This is a genomic window from Ochrobactrum sp. EDr1-4, assembly GCF_049199085.1.
Taxonomy (GTDB): domain Bacteria; phylum Pseudomonadota; class Alphaproteobacteria; order Rhizobiales; family Rhizobiaceae; genus Brucella.
Map to the genome: position 1 here is coordinate 23,353 of NZ_JBLZOF010000002.1, position 21,424 is coordinate 44,776.

A 21,424-nucleotide genomic window follows, 5' to 3' on the forward strand; every position below is an offset into this window, starting at 1 on the left:
GCAGGCACCGCTCATGAAAAACAGTAACAGAAATGCTCCGGCAAAGTGTCGAGAGGAATCATATATTCCGATGTTTTTATTATGACCGGCTAGGCACTTTTATGGCAATAGCTTTCAATGGCTTATCGCGTTATTTTGAATCATTTTATTGTAGAATGGGCTGCAAAAATTGGTTTCAAGGGGTGAGATTTCCATGTGGCCACTTTTTATCGGACATATTGACGCGTAAGTTTTGCAATCAAATGACAAGGTAGAAATTTATTTGATTAGCGATTCCTAACCTTCAAGAAGCGTTTCAGCCAATTGAGCCACCTGCGCCCGTATATCGGGAACCGCTGTCACCTCCCAGAATATTCCCTTCGTTACCGGACCTATCGCGAAGATCGGCCCCGATGGTTCACCACGGGCGTTCAAGAGTTGTAAATCAGCAGTTACGTCCAAGCCGAGATCAAGCGCATCAGGCTTGCCTAAGCCGTTTTCCATCAGGCTGATTAACGCGGAATTCCGCGTTGTTGAAAAGCGTGTGCTGCCACCACGGCAATCTATAATGGATTGAACATCTAACTCGGTATCTTTTGTGGCGTGACGCTCACGATAGCGAACCGCAATCTGTTGACCTCTGTTTTTGACCGATAATAGATGCGCAGCTGTAATTGTCAGTTGGCCCGATTGTTGGGCGGCCTCAATGCGCTGTGCAATAGCGGGAGCCATGCGGTGACGATGAACGTCCCACCATGGTCGCAAATGACGCAGAAAACTTTGTCGTTGGCGGATAGGCAATCTTTTCCAGATATTCTTGGTATGTGGACGAAGTGCATCCATCACACTGCGCCAGTTTTTGCCTTCAGCCTCACAGTGCGAAATCATCTTGCGAACAATGCGGATTAATGCTGGCAAACCATCAGCGATTGGCAGCGAACCTGCTTCAATGGAAAATGGGTCAGACGGTGCATGTGCAGCTGGTACCAATCCGCGTCGTGAAATTGCATGGATTTCACCTGTATGCCCCCGGTCAAGCAATGAAATCACGCTATCGACCATTGATAATCCAGTGCCGAAGATGGCAACAGAATTTTCTGAGGGAATGTTGAAATAGCCATTGCTCGACCAATACTCAGTCACAAAACGGCCAGACGTCGCTATTGAGGCCTCATTACCCGTGGCAATGATTGTCGCGTCTGCTAGGAAACTTCTTCCATCGACAGTTTCAACATGCGGTTGCCTACCTTCGTATGCAATGTCAGACACCTCGGCGTTTTCGATCAAAATGCGCGGGGTATCTGCTTCGAGATACGGCTTGAGAAGATCGTTGAGATAAAGGTGATAGACACAACGGGGTGCAAAAGAATGCGCATCCCACTTTTGATTTTTGTTAACACCAGAGCGCGATTGAAGCCAATTCAAAAAATGATCTGGTTCGTCCGCAAATGCACTCATATTGCTGGCGCGTACATTCAGCAAATGGTTAGGGTTCTGCGTCGAATAAGCAATCCCTGCCCCAATGTTTCCCGAGCGCTCAAAAATTCGAATATTGGTTTCGGAGGATCGCTTCAACAATTGGGCGGCTATCAGCACACCGCTCGCGCCACCGCCGACAATAATAAATGACTTCAAATCATAAACCCCATTTGCCTTGAGTGGGTCGCAGAACAAATTTACGCGCCGACTTTTATAGGCTCTTTTGTTATCTCCTATAAATTTTGTCAGATTTTATAATAAGATAAAAGTCCGAAGCAAATTTTTCTAAGCTATGTCTCTTAATTCGTTTCGACAAATGAAACACTGAAACGATAAAACGTCGTATCTGTTGACAGTGTGTTTCAGAAACATGGGCTGGCTTCTCCTTCTAAAATCACAATATTTTGCAGTAGAGTTTTCACTTTGCTGCATTAGGTTCGCAGCGCAGAATCGCCGTAACAACAGGAACATGCACGATGAGCAATAGCTATATTGACGCTCTCAAAAAGCGCCGCACGCAATACGCACTTGGTAAGAACCTCCCAATCTCCAAGGATGCGGTCGCAGAACTGATCCGTGAAGCAGTCAAGAACTCCCCATCTTCCTTCAACTCGCAGAGCTCACGCGCTGTTATCCTGTTTGGCGCTGAAAGCGACAAACTTTGGAACATTGCAAAAGAAGAACTTCGTAAAATCGTTCCTGCCGACGCATTCGAACAGACTGAAGGTAAGCTCAACAGCTTCGCAGCTGGCGCTGGCACAGTTCTGTTTTTCGAAGATCAGGACGTTGTAAAAGGCCTTCAGGAACAGTTCGCACTTTATGCAGATAACTTCCCTGTCTGGTCTGAACAGGCTGGCGGCATGGCACAGCTTTCCGTTTGGTCGGCTCTTGCTAATGAGAACATCGGTGCAAGCCTTCAGCATTACAATCCGCTGGTTGACGCTGAAGTTGCCAAGACCTGGGGCATTCCATCGTCATGGAAATTGCGCGCTCAGATGCCATTCGGCTCAAACGAACAGCCTTTTGGTGACAAGGGCTTTATGGACGACGCCGAGCGCTTCAAAGTCTTCGGATAATCCATTCCAAACTGGTTTGAAAAGCGGCTGGAAATTCCAGCCGCTTTTTTTTGCGACCAATTCTGTCTGACTATTGTGCCCCCTCAAAAATCGGAATCTATTATCAATGCGTTTTTGAGAGTCGGCTTCCGGGGAGAAGCCCTCGAAACGCAGGAAATATCGATGATCACAGGCTCTCAGAAGCTCTGATCTCTAGGGGAAAGAAATGAAATTTACCGCCACAACGCGCCTGATGCGCTCGACTATTCCGGCTGCACTCGCATTCGCGCTGTGCCTTTCAGCGTCACCGAAAGCTGTGCAAGCTGCGACACCAGCTGATACGCTTGTGATCGCCATGAGCATTGATGACATCATTTCGCTTGATCCGGCAGAAATTTTTGAAATCACCACATCGGAAATGTTGACCAGCACCTATGAACGCTTGGTCACGACCGATATCAAAGATCCAACGAAGATCATCCCACAAATCGCTGAAAGCTGGACATTCTCTGAAGACGGCAAGTCCATCACATTCAAAATTCGTGACGGTTTGAAGTTTGCATCGGGCAATCCGATTACAGCACAGGACGCTGCCTACTCGATACAGCGCGCAATTAAGCTAGATAAAAGCCCTGCATTCATTCTCAGTCAGTTTGGTATTACGCCCGATAATGTCGAGAAAAATGCTGTAGCTGTTGACGATAAAACTTTTGTTTTTACGACCGGCAAGCCTTTTGCACCAAGCTTTGTGATGAACTGCCTGACGTCCAGCGTTGCATCGATCGTAGACAGCAAACTTGTCAAAGAGCATGAGCAGAAGACGGAAAAGACAGAGACCTATCCGTTTGAGACAGACTTCGGCTACGAATGGCTGAAGAACAATTATGCTGGTTCAGGTCCGTTCGCACTTAAACAATGGCGCGCCAATGAAGTGCTGCTGCTCGAACGCAATGATAACTACACCGATGCGACGCCAGCAATGAAGCGGATCATCTATCGCCACGTCAAAGAAGGCATGTCGCAACGACTTTTGCTTGAGGCAGGCGACATTGATATCGCACGCAATTTGGAACCGGGTGATATTGAGCAGATAGCAAAAGACAGCAAGTTCAACGTCATCAACGCACCGAAGGGCCGCGTCTATTATCTTTCAATGAACCAAAATGTGCCCGAACTGGCAAAGCCAGAAGTACGTCAGGCACTGAAATATCTCATTGATTACGATACAATCGAAGGCACGCTGATCAAGGGAATTGGCCGCAAGCATCAGTCCTTCCTGCCGGTTGGTATGTTTGGCGCGACGGATGATAACCCGTTCGACTACAATGTTGAGAAAGCCAAGGAACTGCTTGAAAAGGCAGGACTAAAATACGGCATCAGTGTCACGCTCGACGTGCGTAACAATCAACCTTATGTCGGTATTGCTGAAAGCATTCAGCAAACAATGGCGAAGGCTGGTGTGAATGTCGAGATTTTGCAGGGCGATGGAAAACTGACCACAACGAAAGTCCGCGCCCGTAAGCACGAGCTTGCCCTTGGCATCTGGGGACCGGATTATTGGGATCCGCATACCAATGCGGTTACCTTCACGAACAATCCAAACAATGGTGATGAAGTTAATCTGCGCACCACGGCTTGGCAGGCTTCATGGGATATTCCGGAGTTGACCGCCGAAACAATGGCAGCAGCCGAAGAGCGCGACACGACGAAGCGCGAGGCCATGTATAAAGACATTCAGAAGAAGTTTCATGAAACAAGCCCGATCGCTGTTATCTACCAGCAGATTGAAACGGCTGTAACCGGAGCGAATGTGCACAACTTCGATATGGTGGCCGATGCCAACTATGTCGCTACGGTGACGAAAGACTAAAACAAATTGGCCGGGTGATTTATCACCCGGCCATTTTCTATTTCTCAAAGCTAAATGAAGGAAGCTGCTCTAATGCCGACTTCAAGGCTTCTGACCAGCTTTCCGACACCGTTTGATAATACGGATCGCTCGCTTCAAAACGCCTGTGTTCGCCCAATTCGAGTTTGTCTGTCTCATAGACCTGCATATCCAGTGGCAGACCAACTGAAAGATTAGCTTTCAGCGTCGAGTCAAACGACACCAGTAGCAGTTTAACAGCATCTTCAAAGCTCATATCCGGCTGATAAGCACGAACCAGAATGGGTTTGCCATATTTGTTCTCACCAATCTGGAAGAATGGCGTATCCTCGGAACTCTCGATGAAATTACCTTCAGGATAGATATAGAACAGGCGTGGCTGGCCACCCTTGATCTGTCCACCCAAAATAAACGATGCACCAAAAGCATCGGCATTTTGTCCGCCAGTTGCAGAATTGGTGATGACCTCTTTGACAGTATCACCAATCAAACGCGCAACCTGAAACATCGAGACTGCATCGAACAAAGATGGATGACGCTCTTCAGGGGCTTTCAAGCGCTCTTCAAGCAAGCTTGCAACAGCTTGTGTCGTAGCCAGATTTCCTGCCGACAACAGAACAATCACTCGTTCGCCCGGTGTTGTCCATGTTCGCATTTTTGAAAACTTGGAAATATTATCGAGGCCCGCATTCGTCCGCGTGTCCGACATGAACACAAGGCCGCGATCAATTTTCATTCCAACGCAATAGGTCATCAATAGTTTCCGGCAGGCAAATCTTAAGTTGAAATAATCACTGCCCTACATTGATGTGGACTGCAAGACTTTCAACCGCTCCCCCTAGCCTTACACCGGAAATTGGTGCTGCATCGCGATAATCTAAGCCCGTCGCAAGACGCACGTAGCGATCATTGGGACAGACATTGTTTGCCGCATCAAATCCCACCCAGCCCAATCCATCGACATGCGCTTCGGCCCAAGCATGGCTCGCCGTCTGCTCATCAGTGCCTTCCATCAGCAGATAGCCCGAAACGTAACGTGCGGGAATTTTCAGCAGTCGCGCAGCAGACAAGAAGATTTGGCTGTGATCCTGGCAAACGCCTTTGCCCGCCTCCAGTGCGCTTTCGGCATTGGTCGCAACACTCGTTGTGCCGGGCACATACTCCACAGCCGTATGAACCTTGCCCATTAGTTCATGTAGTAATGCCAGCCTTTCTTGAGCTGTGCTTAAATCTGCCGCCAGCGCTCGGATGCGTTCTCCCGGCAGTGTCAATTGCGTTTCGCGCTCAAACAACCACAAAGGGGCGTACCCATAGACTGGTCCAAGAACGCCAACGCGGTCTTCCACGTCAACGCTACCGCTGGCAGTGATGATAATTTCAGTGATATTGCGCACGTGCTGAACAAGGTCGGTTTTGTTACCAAAACCATCAATATAAGAAACCTCCGGCTCTCCGCCTTCGATCTTCAATTCCCAATGTTTAACGAGTTGGCCGGGAAGTGTCGGCGGGCGCAGGCGCAGGCGCTGCACCGCATAAGGAACCGGATTTTCGTAGCGATAATGGGAAACGTGCCGAATATTGAGCAACAAGCAATCACCTCAATAGAAGTTATAGGTTTCCGCGATCTCGTTGCCGAGCCGGTTGTTACGCGCGATGAACTCTGTCAGAAACTCATGCAGACCTATGTCAAAAATAGCGCTGATGTCCTGATTTTGCAGTGTCGCATAAATTTTGTCAGCGGTCTGATGGCATACGTCGCTATCGCCATAGTCCTTGGCAAGGAAATTCAAATGCCCGTTGATGCTCTGGTAGCAATGATTGAGCGAGCGCGGCATACGACCATTCAAAATAAGATAATCCGCAACGTGCGCCGGACGATAATCGCCATCATAGACCCAACGATAAGATCGATGTGCAGACACGGATCGCAGGATTGACTCCCACTGATAGTTGTCAAGCGTTGTTCCGACATAGGACACAGCAGGCAGCAGAACATAATATTTAACGTCAAGAATGCGCGCCGTGTTATCGGCACGTTCAATAAATGTGCCAAGACCCGCAAAATCGAAAATCTCATTGCGCAGCATTGTTCCGTGAAATGCGCCGCGGATCAGTGCGGTCTCACGTTTAATCTGATCGAGAAGCGGCGGCAGATCAGCTTCTTTGAGAGGCTTACACAACGACTTTTTCAAAACCATCCATGCTTCGTTGATGCTTTCCCATGCCTCGCGGGTTAATGCCGTTCGCACCATACGGCCATTGGAGCGTGCTGTTTCCATGCAGGACATCACGCTGGAGGGATTATCCATATCGCGCAGCAGGAAGTCAGCGACATTAGCAGCGTTATAAGCCTGATGTTTCGCTGAAAATGACTGGCTTGCGCCAGCAGAAACCACGACGGAAGACCATTCTTCAGGTGCATCCGATGTTTTTGTCAATGCCATACGCAGTCCCGCATCGACCAGACGTGCCATATTTTCGGCACGTTCAATGTAGCGAAACATCCAGTAAAGCCCGTTTGCCGTACGGCCAAGAAGCATAGTTCATTCCCCTTTGCACGCTCTGATCTTCGCGTCAGTTAAAGCGTGTGATGTAATTTGGAGCATGTCGTTATCGGAAAACTGGTTTCCACTTTCCGCGACATGCTTTAGTCGTCGAGTACCCAAGTGTCCTTGGTGCCACCGCCCTGACTGGAATTCACGACAAGTGAACCTTCTTTCAGCGCCACACGCGTCAGTCCGCCGGGTGTGATCCGAATACGATCAGATACCAGCACAAATGGCCTGAGATCGACATGGCGTGGTGCGAGGCCGCTTTCGGTGAAGATCGGCGTGGTTGAAAGTGCGAGTGTCGGCTGCGCTATATAATTACGTGGACGCGCTTTCAGCTTCAACGCAAACGCATCGCGTTCTACTTTGGTTGCCGCAGGCCCAACCAGCATGCCATATCCACCCGATCCATGTACTTCTTTGACAACCAAATCGGCCAGATTATCGAGCACATATGCCAGACTATCTGGTTCTGAGCATCGCCATGTCGGCACATTTTCCAGAATTGCTTTGCGCCCGGTATAGAACTCGATAATCTCAGGCATATAGGAATAGATCGCCTTATCATCGGCAATTCCTGTTCCGGGCGCATTCGCGATCGTGATGTTGCCAGCCCGATAAACATCCATGATACCCGGAACGCCAAGCGTTGAATCCGGTCTGAATGTCAGTGGATCGAGATAGTCGTCGTCAACGCGCCGATAAAGAACATCAATCGTGCGGTAGCCCTTTGTTGTACGCATCGCGACACGACCGTCCACAACACGCAGATCGCTGCCCTCAACCAGTTCAACGCCCATCTGATCAGCCAGAAAGGCATGTTCGAAATAGGCTGAATTATAAATGCCGGGCGTCAAAACAGCGACTGTTGGTACACCTTGCGTTCCCGGTGGTGCAACACTTGCCAATGATTGCCGTAGCAACTGCGGATAGTTCTCAACCGGGCGCACTTTTACATTCTGAAACAGCTCCGGAAAGAGCTGCATCATCGTTTCACGGTTTTCCAACATGTAGGAAACACCGGACGGCGTGCGCGCATTGTCTTCCAGCACATAAAACTGGTTTTCAGCCGTGCGCACAATATCGACGCCGATAATATGCGTATAAACATTGCCCGGTGGGCGAAAACCGATCATTTCAGGCAGAAAGGCTTCATTGTTGATGATCAGCTCTTTCGGAATACGCCCTGCCCGCACAATCTCCTGACGGTGATAAATATCATCAAGAAATGCATTGAGCGCCATAACACGCTGCTCGATGCCTTGCGAAAGCTTGCGCCATTCCTGACCAGAAATAATACGTGGAATAATATCAAAAGGGATTAGCCGCTCTGCAGCATCCTGGTCGCCATAGACTGCAAAGGTAATGCCGGTTTTGCGAAAGACGCTCTCGGCATCCTGCGTTTTTTGCAGAAGTTTATGCTGATCCTGCTCGTCGAGCCATTGTTTGAGAAATTCATATGGTTGGCGGACACCCTCACCCTGTTTAAGCATCTCATCAAATGGCTTCACTTAATTCCCCTTATTTTTAGCTAATAGTCGGCCTCAAATTAGAGAAATGCAAGTGTGCTAATCATGCAAAAGTGCAAAGCAGGGTTGCGCAATCTCAATGCGACATTATGGAGGTTGATGGCGATAATCCGCAAAAATCAGCCGGGTCTATGCGCTTTCACGACAGACGGGTCGGTTTCGATGCGTCCCGCACCGATTAGATCAAGGCAATAAGGTATCGCTGGGAAAATTGCCTGCAAGATCATAGCAATCGAAACGGGCTTACCGGGAAGATTAAGAATAAAACTTTTTCCCCGACTGCCCGCTGTCTGACGAGACAAAACTGCGGTAGGCGTCTGCTCAAGGCTTGCGCGGCGCATTTGCTCGCCAAAACCCGGCAACTCTTTGTGAAGAACGACCTTCATTGCTTCCGGCGTTTCATCTCGTGGACTTGGTCCAGTGCCGCCAGTCGTTAGGATAAGATCGCATCCGATTGTATCGGCAAGGTCAATCAGCGTATCACGCACGGATTCCATACCGTCGGGTATAACGCGCCTGATAATTTCATAAGGCGTTAAAATCGCGCTTTTCAGCCAGTTTTCGATGGCTGGGCCGCTTAGATCTTCGTATTCACCGCGACTTGCTCGGTCGGATACTGTAACGACGCCGATTTTCACTATCGCTTCCTCTTTCTTTCGTAATTTAGCCAGCTTATAGCGGCATCCGATGTGACTGTGAAGATTTGAAAGTCACCTCGGAATGATCCGTATGAAGTATATCAGTCCGATCTTAAAATGCTGTTGCTTTCCTTAGAAATACGAGCTTCAATCATATAATTGATGGGGGAGAACAACATGCCATTCAGAGGCAAAGAGTATCACGGAACGTTCGCACCCGAGGATTTGCAGCTGATGCAGGCTGCATATAATCGCAGTTGCGCCTTGTTAGACCGCTGTCCGACAACGCATGAGGCGAAAAATGAACTCGCCCGCGTTATTATCAGAACATATCAGTCTGGAGAATGCGATCCGGAAAAGATCGCTGCAATCGCAGCGCGAGTGGAATTAATGCGCAGTTGAAATCTGTTACAGAATGTAAACTATCCTATAGTATGCTAGTATAGCTTTTAGATTTACTACAGACTTGCCTATACAAGCGAAATGCAGGTTACGAAATTCGGTCAATCACGACCAACAATGAATGAACCAATATGCCGTTCTCGAGGGATTATTATTTCAAGCGTTTTAGCCCTGCTGTTCTGGAACAGTTGCAGGTGGCTTTTGTGACGTCTTGTCAGCGTCTGGGACGCTGCCCGATAACATCGCCTCAAAAAGATGAAATGGCCCGCGAGATTATCCAGATCTATGAATGCGGCATTTCCAATCCAGAAAAAATTGCTGATCTGATGATGCAGATAGAGAGCGTAAAACCAAAACCTTTTGCTGAAAAAATCTTTGAGCAAGATTTCGACCAGTCTGCTAAGCGCGCTTGATCCGTTTTAAAATAATATTTCATTATTAAATTATTTTCTTAGTTATTTATGATAAATTACTGATTTTAATTAAATTTTTGGTAATTAACTATAAACATAATCTCCTGTTTATTAAGTCTTTCGTAAACTTTGAATTCAGCATTGTAGAATAATCTTTGGCTAGCAATTTGCTTGAGGTGAGCATTGCATGTGTTGGTCGATGGCCTTTGTGTAGCTGCTGTTTTTAGCTGCAAAGCGCCTGAGTTTTGTGTGTGGGTATCATGCGTCTTTCGATTATGTCCGCGATTGCCCTCGCCTGCACCGCGCTTGTCGGATGCACTTCAAGTTCAGGCATAGACAATCTGATGCCGCAACCATCCGCTGATCTGACTGGCTCCGTTATTAGACCTTCAGAACCTGTTATGGATGTTGCGCGAGCCTCACAATCATTGCCGCCTGAACCGCAGCAGGAAGTTCTGGCTTGGGCCGGACCTGTGCCAGATGCTGGACCATTCAAAGCAACACCTGCTGCGCCTGTAGTGCAGCCCACTGAACAACGTATCATCACGCCTGTTTCGATGCCGAAGCCGGAGATCGCAGCATATCCGCCTGTTCGCTTAGCGCCTGAGCAGCGTTATCGTGTGTATGGACAACGTTTTCGTGATGCCAAGCCAATCAATTTCGGCAAGGCGTCTCCGCGTCAGCATGCCGTGCATGGCGTCGATGTCTCGCGTTGGCAAGGAAATATTGATTGGTCAACATTGCGCAAGAACGGTGCAAACTTCGCTTATATCAAAGCAACCGACGGCGGCGATCATCTCGACCCAATGTTCCGTAAAAACTGGAATGCCGCAAAAGCTGCCGGTCTGAAGCGCGGTGCATATCACTTCTTCTATTGGTGCCGTGTGGCAAGCCAGCAGGCCGACTGGTTTATACGCAACGTGCCAAACGATCCTGATGCCTTGCCACCAGTGATCGATGTGGAATGGAATGGCGATTCCTCATGTAAGCGCCGCCCGTCGCCAGCACAGATCCGTGAAAAAATGCAGGTATTCATGGATGCGCTGGAACGTCATTACGGCAAGCGTCCCGTCATCTATACCGCGCCCGACTTCTATGATGACAATCTCAAGGGCGCATTCATCGACTACCCGTTCTGGCTTCGCGCAGTTGCTCAGCACCCGTCCAAGGTCTATCCGGGCCGTCGTTGGCTGTTCTGGCAATATTCCGGATCAGGTCTATCGCAAGGCGTTAACGAAAAAATTGATCTGAATGTCTTCCACGGAAGCGAAGATCAATGGCACAAGTTCGTGCAGCGTTTTGCCAGTTCGTCCTGACAAAAAAGCTCATCCCTCCAAGGGATGAGCTTAATCCAGATCAGGATTTGCCGATATTTTCCAAGTTATAAGGCGTTGACTGGTACATTTCATTGATCCAGTTGCCGAATAACAAATGCGCATGCCCACGCCAGCAATTCTGCGGCTTGCGGCTGGCATCATCTTGCGGGAAATAATTTGCTGGAACAGTTGTATCCGGCGAGAGCTGAATATCCCGGAAATATTCATCTGCAAGTGAGGTCGTATCATATTCAACATGGTTGAACATGTGCAGCGAGCGATGCTTCGGATCTTCTAGCAGACAAAGACCACTCTCTGGGCTATCGACCAGAACTTTCAGATTGCTATCTGACGGAATATCGTCTTTGCGCACTTCCGTCCAACGAGACACCGGAATAGCAAAATCATCAGAGAAACCGCGCAGATAGGGTGATGACGGCTCTAGATTTTGCTGACTGAACACACCAGACGCCTTGCCCGGCAAATCATACTTTCCCATTCCATGGAAATGATGCACAGCCGCTTGCGCAGCCCAGCAAATATTCAGCGTGCGATGGACATGAGTTTGCGTCCAGTCGAAAACCCGCTGCATTTCATCCCAATAAGTCACGTCTTCAAACGGCATACGTTCAACAGGCGCGCCGGTAATTACAAAACCATCGAAGCGCTCATTACGTACGTCTTCCCATGGCTGATAAAATGACAGCATGTGATCGGCAGGCGTGTGGCGTGCTACATGATTGGTGATGCGCACAAGCGTCAGTTCCAGTTGCAAGGGCGTCGCTCCGAGCAACCGCGCAATCTGAGTTTCTGTCGTTACTTTGTTTGGCATCAAATTGAGAAGGCCGATTTTCAATGGCCTGATATCCTGACGAACAGCATCCGCCTCACGCATGACCATAACGCCCTCCGCTTCGAGAACACTGGTTGCGGGCAGATCGTCAGGAATTTTAATAGGCATGCGCGTCAGTCCTTCGTTATATCAGGGCAGACGCATGTGGCTTTATCCGTATATTTGCCGGTTGGGCCACATCCTTCCTTTTCGGGAAGTACCACCTTGCCCGGAAAGGCAGGTTGGCGTTGGGCGTCGCCCCAACTCTTGATGTACTGCTACTTCTAATCAAACAATCACTTGCTGGCAATAGCTATTGAGTGCCGGAAAAAATGCATTGTTGGAAATTTATTTTGGCAGCGGCTATCCGAAAGGATTCTCAGCCTCATAAACAGAAACAAAACAGAAGCACCTCCCTTTCGATAACAGGCTGGGATCGGGCGCAATCTGAACGGGGGAACAAGTAACCCGTTAACACGTTATTCACATATCTTTAAACTGTGTTAACATGGCTGAAAATGGGAGGGAAACATGAGCAATATTTTCTTCTGGATGGCACTGGTTATTTTGCCAATCTTGGCAGGCACAGCTTTTGCCTATGTACGCCATATGAATCATCGCGACGATTTCTAATTCTAGCCTGTCCAATATTGCGGCGTTGATAGTCCAATATATCGATACTAAAGCGCGATCTCAAATGGTCTACAAGGGTTCGGCCTAGCTGCACGAAATTTCACTGTTTGGATGTCGTGCAGCAGGACTAATTTTATAGTGTTTTGAAAATTGCCACGTCGGCAATCCCTAATATTACGACTATTTTTATATAAACATGATTGTTTTTATCAAGAATTAGTTTCACTTTGCCGTTAAGTCCTTTACGATCAGTCTGGTAGCGTTATTTTAAAGGCGCAACTAACTTCGATCAGCGTGACTCGTAATCACGCCAAACTCAGGTGTATAGCTTCAATGAGCGGACCGGATACCCCCCATATCCTCGTCGTCGGTGCAGGTTTTGGTGGCCTGCAATTAATCCATGATCTGAAAGGCGCAAATGTTCGCATTACGCTTGTCGATCAGCGTAATCATCACCTCTTTCAGCCTCTCTTATATCAGGTTGCCACAACGATCCTGGCGACATCAGAAATTGCATGGCCAATTCGCCATCTTTTCAAAGACCGTAAAGACGTGACGACGCTGCTTGGCACTGTTGTTGACGTTGATGCAGCAACTAAGAAAGTCAAACTCGAAAACGGAAGCGAGATTGACTACGACACGCTGGTGTTAGCCACCGGCGCGCGGCACGCTTATTTCGGCAATGATCGTTGGGAAAAAGTGGCTCCCGGTCTTAAGGCGCTGGAGGACGCCACGACCATTCGCCGCCGCTTGCTTCTCGCATTTGAACGTGCCGAACGTGAGACTGATGCTGCAAAACGTCAGGCATTGCTTACATTCTCGGTGGTTGGTGGGGGACCGACCGGCGTTGAACTCGCAGGCATCATTGCGGAGCTGGCCAAGGATACGATGTGGCCAGAGTTTCGAAATATTGACACGCGTCAGGCGCGTATATTGCTGGTGGAAGCTGGACCGCGCATTTTGTCCGCCTTCCCTGATGATCTCTCTGCCTATGCAAAAAATGTTCTTGAGAAAATCGGCGTAGACGTGCGTCTTGGCGTGCCAGTCAAGGAAATCACTGAGGATGGAGTTACCGTCGGTGACGAGTTTATTCCATGCGAAACGACGATCTGGGCTGCAGGTGTCGCTGCCTCGCCTGCCGCAGCGTGGATTGGCGCTGAGAGTGACCGCGCAGGACGCGCGCGCGTCTTACCAGACCTTAGCGTGCCCGGTCATGAGAATGTTTTCGTGATCGGCGATACAGCTTGGGTTGAAGGGCCAGATGGAAAGCCTGTTCCGGGCATCGCTCCCGCTGCCAAGCAACAAGGAGCTTACGTTGCGAAAGTCATTCGCAGTCGTGCTTCCGGCACGGCAACGCCAGCACCATTCCGCTATCGCCATCAGGGCAATCTCGCGACGATTGGTCGTGGAGCAGCCGTGGTGGACATGGGACGCATCAAGCTCAAAGGATCGCTCGCTTGGTGGGTATGGGGCATTGCCCATATATTCTTCCTGATCGGTACGCGCAGTCGTGCAGCCGTGGCATGGAGTTGGCTCTGGACTTTCATATCAGGCCAGCACAGCGCGCGTCTGATAACGCAAGGCAAAGCAGCTGAAGACAATAAATAAACAAAGCGGCCCGCCTAGAGCGGGCCGTTTTCATTTATCGAAATAAGAAATTATTCCGCTGGCTGTAAAAAGCCTTCCTCAATCGGCTCTGGTTCGATTGCCATTGGCTTGCCGTTCATAGCGGCATTGAGACGCTCAACATCGAGTTCATTTTCCCAACGTGCCACCACAATTGTCGCAACAGCATTGCCAACGAGGTTCGTCAGTGCACGACATTCAGACATAAACCGATCAATACCAAGGATCAGCGCCATGCCAGCAACCGGAACCGCTGGAACGACAGACAGCGTTGCTGCGAGGGTGATGAAGCCTGCACCAGTGATACCCGCTGCGCCCTTAGAGCTGAGCATCGCCACCAGCAGAAGCAAGACCTGATCGGTCAACGACAATGGAATATCAGTTGCTTGTGCGATGAAAAGCGCTGCAAGCGTCATGTAGATATTCGTGCCATCAAGGTTGAACGAATAGCCGGTGGGAATGACGAGGCCGACAACGGAGCGCTTGCAGCCCGCCTTTTCCATCTTGTCCATGAGGCTTGGCAATGCGGCTTCAGACGATGACGTGCCAAGAACGAGCAAAAGCTCTTCCTTGATATAGCGGATAAGCGCCATAATCGAAAAGCCATTGTACCGTGCAACCGCACCAAGAACGATCACAACAAACAAAATCGCAGTGATGTAGAATGTTGCAATTAGCATGGCGAGATTGGCGATGGAGCCTATACCATATTTGCCAATCGTGAACGCCATCGCACCAAAGGCACCAATTGGCGCTGCCTTCATCAGGATCGAAACGAGCTTGAAAACAGGCGTTGTCAGCATCTGAAGGAAATCTGTGACCGGCTTGCCTTTTTCGCCAACCATCGCGAGCGAAATACCGAACAGCACCGAGAAGAACAGAACCTGAAGAATATCGCCTGATGCAAATGCGCCAACAATCGTTGTTGGAATGATGCCAGACAGAAAGCCTGTGATGGTCTGCTCGTGCGCCTTTTCTGTGTAGTTAGCGACAGCTTGCGGATCAAGCGAAGCAGGGTCGATATGCATGCCAGCGCCTGGCTGAACAACGTTTGCAACAATCAAGCCAATGATAAGCGCAAGCGTAGAGAATGTCAGAAAGTAGATCATGGCTTTACCAGCCACGCGTCCGACCTTCTTCATATCGGTCATACCAGCAATGCCCGTCGCAACCGTCAGGAAAATAACCGGCGCAATGATCATCTTAACAAGCTTGATGAATGCATCGCCCAACGGCTTAAGCTGGGTGCCAAACTCTGGGTAAAAATGCCCGAGCAGAATGCCCGCTGCAATAGCAACCAGAACCTGCACATAAAGCTGCTTGTAAAGTGGAATTGGGCGGCGTGGTTCTTCCACAGCACCATTTGGTACAGCAATCATGATTTCCTCCATCAGGCTCTATCCGGATCGCATCCAGCCTCCCGAGCCACTCTTTCGTTCGTTCGACAGCATGTGCTGCCGTTCGCATCATGATTTGCAAGGTCCGTGCCAGTTGGAGAAGAGTAGATTAACTAATTGAAAAACATATATTTTTTAGAAAATTGAAATATTAAAACATCAAATTTGCGCGGTAAACCGCACATTAATCTTTTCTATTTGTGCGATTTAATGCACACTATAATGATGAACGACCAGTCAGACACAGGCACTAAAACGCCATTCTCCCTAAATTCCAACCGCCATACATGGTGGGTGTTTGGTACAGTTTGTATTGCTGTGTTTGCATTGGCCTTCTGGTTTGTCGGCAATGATGCCCGCGAACGTGCATTACAGACGCTGCGCGAGCAAACGCGTATCGATTCCAACCTGAATGCTGCATTTCTTCGTGCCGTTCTTGAAAAACAACGTGCGCTGCCTCTCGTCTTATCGAAAGACAAAGAGCTCACAGAAGCGCTCGAAACAAATAATCCTGTCACAATTGACCTTTTGAACCGTAAATTCGAAGCGCTAGCAGAAGGCACACAAGCAGCTGTTATTTATCTTATCGGTCTCGACGGTGCAGCAATCGCAGCCAGCAATTGGCGTGAACCGGATAGCTTTGTCGGCAATGATTATCAATTCAGACCGTATTTCAAAGGCTCCCTGAAAGACGGCGGCACAGAATATTTCGCACTTGGAAATGTGAGCCATCTGCCCGGGCTTTACATCGCGCGACGTATCGACGGCAAAAATGGTCCACTTGGTGTTGTGGTCGTGAAGCTCTCATTCGATCAACTCGAAAAAGACTGGCACGAAACCGGGCGTCCGACTTTTGTGACGGATGATCGTGGTATTGTGCTCATTACCAGCCTTCCTTCTTGGCGGTTTATGACAATTGGTGAATTTCCCCCAAAACGCATTGAGGCTATTCGCCAGAGTCTCCAATTTGGTGACGCTTCGCTTAAGCCACTACCGCTTTCAATGAGGCCACTTACTGGCGATGCCGATACTGTTCTCGTTGAAGCGCTTCTTCCGGGTACGGCTAAAAATACGGACTATCTGGCAATCACTTCGCATGTCGAGACAACTCCGTGGCAAATATATAGCCTCGCTCCAATGCGGGCACCCATTGAAGCCGCTGTGCAGGGGGCACGCCTCGTCGCTTTCGTAATCTTAGCGGCCCTTGCAACACTGATTGGCATCGTGCTCCGTCGCAGACAGCGGATTATTGCTAGAATTGCAGATGTCCAGCGGCGACAATCTGATCTTGAAGACCGTGTTATTGAGCGAACGCAAGATCTAGTTAAAGCACGAGACAGGTTACAATCGGAGATCAGCGATCATCATAAAACGGAGACAATGCTGCAAGGCGTTCAGCAAGATCTCGTTCACGCCAACCGACTGGCGATTATGGGGCAAGTTGCAGCAGGCGTTGCGCATGAAATAAACCAGCCGGTCGCAACTATTCGCGCTTATGCAGACAATGCGCGTGTTTTTCTTGAGCGAAAACAACTCGGTGAAGCGACGGAAAATCTGGCCGAAATTGCAGCCCTGACCGAACGCATCGGAACGATTACCGGTGATTTGCGCACTTTTGCACGCAAAGGCCATCGGCCGTCAGAAGCCGTGTCACTCCCAGAGATTATATCTGGTGCACTTGTCCTGCTACGCAGCCGCTTTTCGGGCAGCATGGATCAGTTTGATATTGAGTTGCCATCCAGCGACGTGAAAGTTACCGGGCATTCATTGAGACTGGAACAAGTGCTAATAAACCTATTCCAAAACGCTCTTGAAGCTGTTGAAATCAAAGGAAATAGCGGAAAGATAAAAGTCAGAACAAAGTTGCTTTCTAAAAGCATTGTACTGACAATTTCTGATAATGGTCCCGGCATTCCGCAAAACATTCAGGACAATCTTTTCACACCGTTCAAGACGTCAAAAGACCATGGCCTTGGCCTTGGCCTCGTTATCGTCAAGGAAATTCTGAACGATTATGGCGGGAAAATATCAGTAAAAAGCAATGCTGATGGCACGACATTCCGAGTAGAGTTCAAAAAGGCATGATGAATATTCCCGTTATATTGGTCGACGACGATAAGGCACTTCGCCGGGCTACGCGACAAACATTGGAGCTTGCAGGTTATGATGTGCAGGATTTTGGCAGCGCGAGCGAGGCTTTAAACGTAATCACCGTCGCCTTCGAAGGCGTCATTGTAACAGATGTGCGCATGCCGCATATCGACGGATTACAGCTCTTTGCGCGCATTCAAGCGATTGATATCGACCTGCCGGTTATCCTGATCACTGGCCATGGCGATATACCGATGGCCGTACAAGCTATCCAGAATGGTGCCTATGACTTCATTGCCAAGCCCTTTGCGGCAGACCGGCTGGTTCACAGCATTTTAAGGGCGGCAGAACGCCGAAAACTGGTTCTGGAAAATCGCAGACTGCGTGAATTAGCAGACGATGCTCAAAACGATATGCCTCTCATCGGTCAGACCCCGGCAATCGAAAATCTCCGTCGTACCATCCGTGACATTGCGGATACCGATGTTGATGTTCTGATTGCGGGTGAAACCGGAAGCGGTAAAGAAGTCGTCGCTCAATTGCTTCATGACTGGGGCAGTCGTCGCAAAGGCAATTTCGTCGCCCTTAATTGTGGTGCATTGCCTGAAACAGTGATCGAAAGCGAACTCTTCGGTCATGAGGCTGGTGCATTTACTGGCGCTCAAAAGAAACGCGTCGGACGCATTGAACATGCAAGCGGCGGCACGCTTTTTTTAGATGAAATAGAAAGCATGCCACCTGCGACGCAGGTAAAGCTTCTTCGCGTTCTCGAAATGCGCGAGATCACGCCCCTCGGAACAAACGAAGTTCGTCCTGTCGATCTTCGTGTTGTCGCCGCTGCAAAGATTGATCTGGGCGATCCGCTGCAACGCGGTGATTTTCGGGAAGATCTTTATTATCGGTTGAATGTCGTAACGTTGACTATCCCACCATTGCGCGAGCGTCGTGAAGATATTCCTCTGCTCTTTTCAAATTTTCTCGCCCGCGCCGCGCGGCGCTTTAATCGTGATATGCCTGTATTGGATAGCGCGACACAGCACTATCTGATGGAGCATAGCTGGCCGGGAAATGTGCGCGAACTGGTTCATTTTTCTGAGCGTTTTGCATTGGGTGTTAAACTTCCCACCCAACAGCAAATAAGCTTACAAGCAGATCAACAGACGTTGCCCAAGCGCCTAGAGCGTTTTGAAGCCGATCTCATTCGTGAGACTCTGGAAGCACACAACGGCAATGTTCAGGATACGTTGGAAGCACTGGGGATTCCGCGCAAGACATTTTACGACAAGATGCAGAGACACGGGATCAACCGCGCAGATTATAAAAAAGATAATTGATTTGAATATTATGGATTTTCTTCCAGAGATTTCCAATGAGAGGTAATAAAATCCTTGAGTACAATCGCCTGATTGTGCTGCTCGTCCTTTGCCCCATAAAGTAAGGTTATGTCTCTCCCTTTTGCCTCGTGCAGGAGAGCCTTAACTGCATTTAAATTGTGCATTAGTTCTTCGCTATATTTGCTTTGAAACATGGCCCATTTAGCAGCTTCATGCCCAAACCATTTGCGCAGTTGAGACGTAGGCGCGACGTCTTTAGCCCATAAATCAATATGTGCTTTTTCTTTTGTCATACCCCGCGGCCACACACGATCAACTAGCACCCTAAAGCCATCATCGGCTTCCGTAGCTTCGTATATGCGCTTAATGACTATGTGCTTCACAACTTCTCTCCCGCAAAATTACATGTAAACAATAGCCGCGGGAGAGAATGAGACAAGATCAGGCAGACAAAAGGCCGTCGATTGATGCTGATTGAACCGTGTGTAGGCGATTATAGCGGCCATTCTTCAATGAAAGTAATTCATTATGGCTGCCTTGTTCTACGATTTCTCCGCCTTCAACGACCAAAATCCGGTCTGAATTCACAATGGTTGCGAGACGATGCGCGATAACCAGTGTCGTTCGCCCGACAGAAAGATCAGCCAGGGATTGCTGAATGGCACGCTCTGTCTCGGTGTCCAATGCTGAAGTGGCTTCATCAAGGATAAGAATCGGCGGATTTTTAAGAAAGATGCGTGCTATGGCCAGGCGCTGTTTCTGACCTCCAGAAAGCTTCACGCCACGCTCACCAATCACCGTATCATATCCGTCTGGAAGATCAGCAATCACACCATCTAGTCGTGCTCGCTGTGCAGCTTCAATGATCTCTTCGTCTGTTGCTTCAAGACGCCCATAGGCAATGTTTTCACGAATAGTTCCTGCGAACAGAAACACATCCTGACTGACAATACCAATATTCGACCGCAGTGATTTGAGCGTCATGTCGCGAATATCAATACCGTCAACAAATATTCCACCCTCGGTCACATCGTAAAAGCGTGGCAACATTGAACAGATTGTTGTTTTACCTGCACCAGAAGATCCAACAAAAGCGATGGTTTCACCAGACTTGATCGAAAGATTAAGATTACTGAGAATAGGACGCTTATCGCTATAACCGAAGTTGACATGGCGATACTCAATATCACCGTTTAGACGCTCGACAGACTGCGCATTGGGGCGATCTGCAATATCAGGTCGCGTGTCCAGAAACTCAACATAACGTTGAAAGCCTGCAATACCTTTTGGATAGCTCTCAATTACGGAATTAATCTTGTCGATCGGACGGAAGAAAACATTAACAAGCAGCAGGAAGCCCACAAAACCGCCAGCTGTTAGTTCGCCACGCACAACAAACCAAGCGCCGGCGAGCATAACAACTACCTGCACGAAGCGCATTGATAAATAAGATAGCGACATTGAAGCAGCCATGATCTTGTAGGCAGCCAACTTCGTTCGCTGGTAGTTTTCATTGTTTTCCGCAAAAAGTTTACGTTCGTGATCTTCGTTGGTGAAGGCCTGAACAACCCGAATACCGCCAACATTTTCTTCAATACGTGCATTAAAGTCACCGACGCGCCGATAAAGAGCATGCCAGTTAGAGGTCATGCGTCTACCGTAACGCATGGTCACATAAGCCGAGAGCGGTATGATCGTAGCTGTGATAAGTGCGAGCGGAACATGTACCCACATCATTAGTGCAAAAGCACCAATCAGCGTCATAATCGCTATGAATACATCTTCGGGACCATGATGAGCGACCTCTCCAATCTCTTCAAGATCTTTGGTCAGTCGCGCCACCAGATGTCCAGTTTTCTGATTATCAAAAAAACCAAAGGACAGTTTTTGTAAATGATCGAATGCCTTACGGCGCATCTCGGTTTCAATTCTGATACCGAGCATATGCCCCCAATACGTAACAATTACTTGCAGGACCGCATTGAGGACATAAATCGCCAGAAGGCCGATAGCAGCCAGACCGATAATGCCAAGCTGCCCTGTAGGCAACAAACGATCAATAAAAACGGTCACGGCTATAGGAAACGCTAACTCCAGAAGACCAGCAGCCACAGCACTTGAGAAATCCAGCATAAACAAACCGCGATGTGGCTTGTAATATTCTGCAAAGCGTTTCAACAGTTCAGCCATGGCTAGGCTCCTTCACTCATAATTTGTAGGGTGCCTAGCGCATTATGTTTGCGAGCGAAAGGTTATTATGACT

The 21,424-nt window shown here is 48.8% G+C and carries 18 protein-coding genes and 1 riboswitch; of the genes, 8 read left to right on the forward strand and 10 right to left on the reverse strand.

Annotation, left to right across the window (positions count from 1 at the left end):
• Nucleotides 1-276: 276 nt before the first annotated feature.
• Nucleotides 277-1,614: an FAD/NAD(P)-binding protein gene (locus ACOZHT_RS06525; RefSeq protein ID WP_421565415.1), complete on the reverse strand. Its 1,338-nt coding sequence runs from the start codon at nucleotides 1,612-1,614 to the stop codon at nucleotides 277-279.
• A gap of 320 nt (nucleotides 1,615-1,934) precedes the next feature.
• On the opposite strand from ACOZHT_RS06525, the gene ACOZHT_RS06530 reads away from it, so the two are divergent.
• The gene (locus ACOZHT_RS06530; RefSeq protein WP_250041974.1) at nucleotides 1,935-2,534 is read left to right on the forward strand and encodes a nitroreductase family protein; all 600 of its coding nucleotides are present in this window, start codon (nucleotides 1,935-1,937) and stop codon (nucleotides 2,532-2,534) included.
• Nucleotides 2,535-2,739: 205 nt separating this feature from the next.
• Nucleotides 2,740-4,383, forward strand: coding sequence for an ABC transporter substrate-binding protein (locus ACOZHT_RS06535; protein WP_421565416.1), 1,644 nt, complete (start codon nucleotides 2,740-2,742; stop codon nucleotides 4,381-4,383).
• A 37-nt stretch (nucleotides 4,384-4,420) separates the two neighbouring features.
• On the opposite strand, the gene ACOZHT_RS06540 is transcribed toward ACOZHT_RS06535, so the two are convergent.
• The 5 genes from ACOZHT_RS06540 to mog form a co-directional block, all read right to left on the reverse strand.
• Nucleotides 4,421-5,155, reverse strand: a complete 735-nt coding sequence (locus ACOZHT_RS06540; protein WP_421565417.1) for a peptidase — start codon at nucleotides 5,153-5,155, stop codon at nucleotides 4,421-4,423.
• A gap of 37 nt (nucleotides 5,156-5,192) precedes the next feature.
• Nucleotides 5,193-5,990, reverse strand: a complete 798-nt coding sequence (locus ACOZHT_RS06545) for a transglutaminase family protein (RefSeq protein WP_421565418.1) — start codon at nucleotides 5,988-5,990, stop codon at nucleotides 5,193-5,195.
• A gap of 9 nt (nucleotides 5,991-5,999) precedes the next feature.
• Nucleotides 6,000-6,941: an alpha-E domain-containing protein gene (locus ACOZHT_RS06550; RefSeq protein WP_339514309.1), complete on the reverse strand. Its 942-nt coding sequence runs from the start codon at nucleotides 6,939-6,941 to the stop codon at nucleotides 6,000-6,002.
• Between the two features lie 107 nt (nucleotides 6,942-7,048).
• Nucleotides 7,049-8,461, reverse strand: a complete 1,413-nt coding sequence (locus ACOZHT_RS06555) for a circularly permuted type 2 ATP-grasp protein (RefSeq protein ID WP_421565419.1) — start codon at nucleotides 8,459-8,461, stop codon at nucleotides 7,049-7,051.
• A 137-nt stretch (nucleotides 8,462-8,598) separates the two neighbouring features.
• Entirely contained in the window at nucleotides 8,599-9,117 is a 519-nt protein-coding gene (gene mog, locus ACOZHT_RS06560; protein ID WP_421565420.1) for a molybdopterin adenylyltransferase, read from the reverse strand.
• Between the two features lie 177 nt (nucleotides 9,118-9,294).
• On the opposite strand from mog, the gene ACOZHT_RS06565 reads away from it, so the two are divergent.
• From ACOZHT_RS06565 to ACOZHT_RS06575, 3 genes are all read left to right on the forward strand, one after another.
• The gene (locus ACOZHT_RS06565) at nucleotides 9,295-9,519 is read left to right on the forward strand and encodes a hypothetical protein (RefSeq protein WP_421565421.1); all 225 of its coding nucleotides are present in this window, start codon (nucleotides 9,295-9,297) and stop codon (nucleotides 9,517-9,519) included.
• 131 nt (nucleotides 9,520-9,650) lie between these two features.
• Nucleotides 9,651-9,932, forward strand: coding sequence for a hypothetical protein (locus ACOZHT_RS06570; protein WP_339515030.1), 282 nt, complete (start codon nucleotides 9,651-9,653; stop codon nucleotides 9,930-9,932).
• A gap of 260 nt (nucleotides 9,933-10,192) precedes the next feature.
• Nucleotides 10,193-11,248, forward strand: coding sequence for a GH25 family lysozyme (locus ACOZHT_RS06575; protein ID WP_421565422.1), 1,056 nt, complete (start codon nucleotides 10,193-10,195; stop codon nucleotides 11,246-11,248).
• A gap of 40 nt (nucleotides 11,249-11,288) precedes the next feature.
• Here ACOZHT_RS06575 and ACOZHT_RS06580 read toward each other — a convergent pair whose 3' ends face one another.
• Nucleotides 11,289-12,209 carry a homoserine O-succinyltransferase gene (locus ACOZHT_RS06580; RefSeq protein WP_421565423.1) on the reverse strand — a complete coding sequence of 307 codons (921 nt, stop codon included), beginning with the start codon at nucleotides 12,207-12,209 and terminating at the stop codon, nucleotides 11,289-11,291.
• A 40-nt stretch (nucleotides 12,210-12,249) separates the two neighbouring features.
• Nucleotides 12,250-12,359: riboswitch (SAM-I-IV-variant riboswitch) on the reverse strand.
• 687 nt (nucleotides 12,360-13,046) lie between these two features.
• On the opposite strand from ACOZHT_RS06580, the gene ACOZHT_RS06585 reads away from it, so the two are divergent.
• A complete protein-coding gene (locus ACOZHT_RS06585) occupies nucleotides 13,047-14,321 on the forward strand; it encodes an NAD(P)/FAD-dependent oxidoreductase (protein WP_421565424.1) in 1,275 nt (424 codons plus the stop codon).
• A 50-nt stretch (nucleotides 14,322-14,371) separates the two neighbouring features.
• Here the strand turns inward: ACOZHT_RS06585 and ACOZHT_RS06590 are convergent, their stop codons facing one another.
• Nucleotides 14,372-15,718, reverse strand: a complete 1,347-nt coding sequence (locus ACOZHT_RS06590) for a dicarboxylate/amino acid:cation symporter (protein WP_421565425.1) — start codon at nucleotides 15,716-15,718, stop codon at nucleotides 14,372-14,374.
• Nucleotides 15,719-15,958: 240 nt separating this feature from the next.
• Here ACOZHT_RS06590 and ACOZHT_RS06595 point away from each other — a divergent pair, with 240 nt between their 5' ends.
• Together ACOZHT_RS06595 and ACOZHT_RS06600 are read left to right on the forward strand one after the other, a co-directional pair.
• Nucleotides 15,959-17,821, forward strand: coding sequence for a sensor histidine kinase (locus ACOZHT_RS06595; protein ID WP_421565426.1), 1,863 nt, complete (start codon nucleotides 15,959-15,961; stop codon nucleotides 17,819-17,821).
• Entirely contained in the window at nucleotides 17,818-19,161 is a 1,344-nt protein-coding gene (locus ACOZHT_RS06600; RefSeq protein ID WP_421565427.1) for a sigma-54-dependent transcriptional regulator, read from the forward strand. The genes ACOZHT_RS06595 and ACOZHT_RS06600 overlap by 4 nt, the downstream gene beginning before the upstream one ends.
• A gap of 8 nt (nucleotides 19,162-19,169) precedes the next feature.
• On the opposite strand, the gene ACOZHT_RS06605 is transcribed toward ACOZHT_RS06600, so the two are convergent.
• Nucleotides 19,170-19,544, reverse strand: coding sequence for a DUF488 domain-containing protein (locus ACOZHT_RS06605; RefSeq protein ID WP_421565428.1), 375 nt, complete (start codon nucleotides 19,542-19,544; stop codon nucleotides 19,170-19,172).
• A gap of 58 nt (nucleotides 19,545-19,602) precedes the next feature.
• Nucleotides 19,603-21,351: an ABC transporter ATP-binding protein gene (locus ACOZHT_RS06610; protein WP_421565429.1), complete on the reverse strand. Its 1,749-nt coding sequence runs from the start codon at nucleotides 21,349-21,351 to the stop codon at nucleotides 19,603-19,605.
• Between the last annotated feature and the right edge of the window lie 73 nt (nucleotides 21,352-21,424).

What these genes read in the sequence shown, in the direction of transcription:
- ACOZHT_RS06530 (WP_250041974.1), top strand. Translation starts at nt 1,935, where the DNA reads ATGAGCAATAGCTATATTGACGCTCTCAAAAAGCGCCGCACGCAATAC.
- ACOZHT_RS06535 (WP_421565416.1), top strand. Translation starts at nt 2,740, where the DNA reads ATGAAATTTACCGCCACAACGCGCCTGATGCGCTCGACTATTCCGGCT.
- ACOZHT_RS06540 (WP_421565417.1), bottom strand. Translation starts at nt 5,155, where the DNA reads ATGACCTATTGCGTTGGAATGAAAATTGATCGCGGCCTTGTGTTCATG.
- ACOZHT_RS06550 (WP_339514309.1), bottom strand. Translation starts at nt 6,941, where the DNA reads ATGCTTCTTGGCCGTACGGCAAACGGGCTTTACTGGATGTTTCGCTAC.
- ACOZHT_RS06565 (WP_421565421.1), top strand. Translation starts at nt 9,295, where the DNA reads ATGCCATTCAGAGGCAAAGAGTATCACGGAACGTTCGCACCCGAGGAT.
- ACOZHT_RS06570 (WP_339515030.1), top strand. Translation starts at nt 9,651, where the DNA reads ATGCCGTTCTCGAGGGATTATTATTTCAAGCGTTTTAGCCCTGCTGTT.
- ACOZHT_RS06575 (WP_421565422.1), top strand. Translation starts at nt 10,193, where the DNA reads ATGCGTCTTTCGATTATGTCCGCGATTGCCCTCGCCTGCACCGCGCTT.
- ACOZHT_RS06580 (WP_421565423.1), bottom strand. Translation starts at nt 12,209, where the DNA reads ATGCCTATTAAAATTCCTGACGATCTGCCCGCAACCAGTGTTCTCGAA.
- ACOZHT_RS06585 (WP_421565424.1), top strand. Translation starts at nt 13,047, where the DNA reads ATGAGCGGACCGGATACCCCCCATATCCTCGTCGTCGGTGCAGGTTTT.
- ACOZHT_RS06590 (WP_421565425.1), bottom strand. Translation starts at nt 15,718, where the DNA reads ATGATTGCTGTACCAAATGGTGCTGTGGAAGAACCACGCCGCCCAATT.
- ACOZHT_RS06595 (WP_421565426.1), top strand. Translation starts at nt 15,959, where the DNA reads ATGATGAACGACCAGTCAGACACAGGCACTAAAACGCCATTCTCCCTA.
- ACOZHT_RS06600 (WP_421565427.1), top strand. Translation starts at nt 17,818, where the DNA reads ATGATGAATATTCCCGTTATATTGGTCGACGACGATAAGGCACTTCGC.
- ACOZHT_RS06610 (WP_421565429.1), bottom strand. Translation starts at nt 21,351, where the DNA reads ATGGCTGAACTGTTGAAACGCTTTGCAGAATATTACAAGCCACATCGC.